General features: G+C 77.7%; 2 protein-coding genes. Both read left to right on the top strand.

All coding sequences use genetic code 11. The features are described from left to right. The coding region (locus ACTUAL_RS23545; RefSeq protein ID WP_440901772.1) for a condensation domain-containing protein at nucleotides 1-2,508 on the top strand (2,508 nt) is incomplete at its 5' end. Then, a partial coding sequence (locus ACTUAL_RS23550; RefSeq protein ID WP_440901773.1) for an MFS transporter occupies nucleotides 2,505-3,275 on the top strand: 771 nt, incomplete at its 3' end. The genes ACTUAL_RS23545 and ACTUAL_RS23550, both read left to right, overlap by 4 nt.

The raw sequence follows: 3,275 nt of genomic DNA on the forward strand, positions 1-3,275 counted from the left end.
GCGGGCGCGGGCGCGGCTGGTTCCGGCGCGGCGCGGTGGGAGCGGGTGCTGGACGCGGTGCTGGAGCGGCACGACGTGCTGCGGGCGCGGCTGGTCGGGCAGGTGCTGCGGATCGCGCCGGTGGGCGGGGTGCGCGGGGCGGACGTGCTGGCGGTCGTGGCGGCCGGTGACGACCCGGATTCCGCTGTGGCGCGGGAGTTGGCGCGGGTGCGGGCGGAGCTGGACCCGGTGCGCGGGCCGCTGCTGCGCGCGGTGTGGGTGGACGCCGGGCCTGGGCGGCTGGGGCGGTTGTTGCTGGTGGCGCACCACCTCGTCGTGGACGGGGTGTCGTGGCGGGTGCTGCTGGACGACGTGGCGCAGGCGTTCGCGGGCGGGGAGCTGGTGCGGCAGGGGCGGTCCTACGCCGGGTGGGCGCGGGAGGTCGTCGGCTCGTCGCGGGCGGCGGAGCTGCCGCACTGGCGCGCGGTGCTGGCCGACCCGCCCGCGCCGCTGTTCCCGGAACCGCTGGACCCGGTGCGGGACACCGCGTCCACGGCCGTGCACCACGTGGTGGAGGTGGGGCCCGAGGTGACGCGGGCGGTGCTGACGGCGCTGCCCGCCGCCTACCGGACCACGCCGGACACCCTGCTGCTGACCGCGCTGGCGGACGCGGTGGCGGCCTGGCGCGGTGGGGCGCGGGACGTGCTGGTGGCGCTGGAGGGCCACGGTCGGCCGCGCGAGGCCGACCTGGCGCAGGCGGTGGGCTGGTTCACCGCCGTGCACCCGGCGCGGGTGAGCTGGCCGGACGACGACCCGGTGCGCGCGGTGAAGGCGGTCAAGGAGCACCTGGCGGCGCGCGGCGACGGGCTCGGGCACGGGCTGCTGCGGCTGGCCGGGGAGCTGCCGGACGCGGCGGAGCCGGAGGTGGCGTTCAACTACCTCGGCCGGTTCGCCCCGCCGTCCACCGCGGAGGGCGAGTGGCAGGTTCCGCCGGGCGCCGAGCCGCTGGGGTCGGGCGGTGGGGACGACATGCCGCTGCCGCAGGCGCTCGTGGTCAACGCGATGGTGCGGCACGAGGCGCTGGCGCTGCGGCTGACCTGGCCGTCCGGGCTGCCGGGCGGGGAGCGGGTGGCCGAGCTGGGCGCGCTGCTGGTGGCGGCGCTGGGGCGGCTCGCGCACCCGGAGGTGCTGGAGCGGGCCGGGTTGACCCCGTCCGACCTGCCGCTGGTCGAGCTGGACCAGGCGGACGTGGACGCGCTGGAGGACGCGCTGCCGGTGGCCGACGTGCTGCCGCTGACGCCGCTGCAGGAGGTGGTGCTGCGCTGGTCGCGGGCCGAGGTGGCGCGCGGGGCGCACGACCCGTACACGGTGCAGGCGGCGTTCACCATCACCGGGGAGCTGGACGTGGAGGCGTTGCGGGAGGCCGGGGTCCGGTTGCTCCGGCGGCACCCGAACCTGGGCGCGGTGTTCCCGCTCGACCTGCAGGCGCAGGTGCTCCCGGCTGACCCGAGGCCGGGGTTCCGGGTGGTCGACGGGCCCGTGGAGCGGGTGCTGGCCGAGGACCTGGCGGAGCCGTTCGACCTGGCGGTGGGGCCGCCGCTGCGGCTGACCGTCGTGCCCGGTGACGCGGGCGCGGTGCTGGTGCTGACCAGCCACCACGTGCTGTCCGACGGCTGGTCCGCGCCGCGCGTCCTGGGTGAGCTGTTCGCCCTGTACGCCGGGCGCGAGCTGCCCGCCCCCGTGCCGTTCGCCCGGTACCTGCGCTGGGTGGCCGACAACCCGGTCGACGAGGCGCGCTGGCGGCGGGAGCTGGCCGGGCTGGGAGAGGGCGACTACCTCGTCGGGTCGCGCCCCCGGCTGGTCGGCGCGGCCGACGCGGTGCTGCTGGACGTGCCGCCGGACACCGTCGCCGCGCTGGGGAGGGCGGCGGCCCGGCACGGGGTGACGCCGGGGACCCTGGTGCAGGGCGCGTGGGCGGCGGTGCTGGCCGCGGCGTCCGGGCGGTCCGAGGTGTGCTTCGGCACGATGGTCGCGAACCGGGCCGGTGAGGTCGACGGGGTCGAGGAGATCATCGGCCTGCTGGTCGGCACGGCCCCGGTCCGGGTCGACCTGACCGGGCCGCTCGGCGCCGCGCTGGCGCGGGCGCAGCGGCGGCAGCAGGACCTCGTCGGGCAGCAGCACGTCGGCGTCGACGCGCTGGAGGCCCTGGTGGGGCACGGGTTGTTCGACACGCTGCTGGTGTTCGAGAACTACCCGTTCGACCCGGCGGCGCTGCGCGAGCCCGCGCCGGGGCTGGAGATCACCGGCAGCCGGTTCCGGGAGCGCACGCACCACCCGCTGACCGCGACCGTGATGCCCGAGGGCGACGGGTGGCGCGGGGTGCTCGTGCCGCAGGCCGGGATCTTCGCGGACGGCGAGGTGCGCGGGATCGCGGAGCGGTTCGGGGTGGCGCTGCGCGCGATCGCGGACGCGCTGGACGGGGACGCGGCCGAGTTCGTGGCGGCGGTCGCCCGTGGCGGCGCGTCGTGACCGCCCCCGGCGCGCGGATCGACCCGCCGCTGCTGCGCACCGCGTTCGTGCTGGTGCTGGGCACGTTCATGGCCACGCTGGACGCGACGATCGTCGCGGTCGGCGTCGACCGGCTCGCCGAGGACTTCGGGGCGGTCGTCACCGAGGTGCAGTGGGTGACCACCGCCTACCTGCTGGCGGTGGTCGCCTCGGTGCCCGCGTCCGGGTGGCTGGCCGACCGGTTCGGCGGGCGGCGGGTGTGGCTGGGCGCGCTCGGGGTGTTCCTGCTCGGGTCGGCGCTGTGCGCGGTGGCCTGGTCGCTGCCGTCGCTGGTGGTGTTCCGGGTGGTGCAGGGCGTCGGCGGCGGGCTGCTGCCGCCCACCGGCCAGGCGCTGCTGGCGCGGGTGGCCGGACCCGGCCGGATCGGGCGGTTGATCAGCGTCGTCGGCGTGGTGCCGCTGCTCTCCCCCGTGCTGGGGCCGCTGGTGGGCGGGACGCTGCTGGCCGTCGCGGACTGGCCGTGGCTGTTCCTGGTGAACCTGCCGATCGGCGTGGTGGCGGCGGTGCTGGCGGTGCGGCACGTGCCGTCCGCGCCGCCGTCGGACGCGCGGGCCCGGTTCGACCTGGTGGGCGCGCTGCTGCTGGCGCCCGGCCTTGCGGTGCTGGTGCTGGGCACGTTCATGGCCACCCTGGACGCGACGATCGTCGCGGTCGGCGTCGACCGGCTCGCCGAGGACTTCGGGGCGGTCGTCACCGAGGTGCAGTGGGTGACCACCGCCTACCTGCTG

This window comes from Actinosynnema sp., from assembly GCF_052038725.1.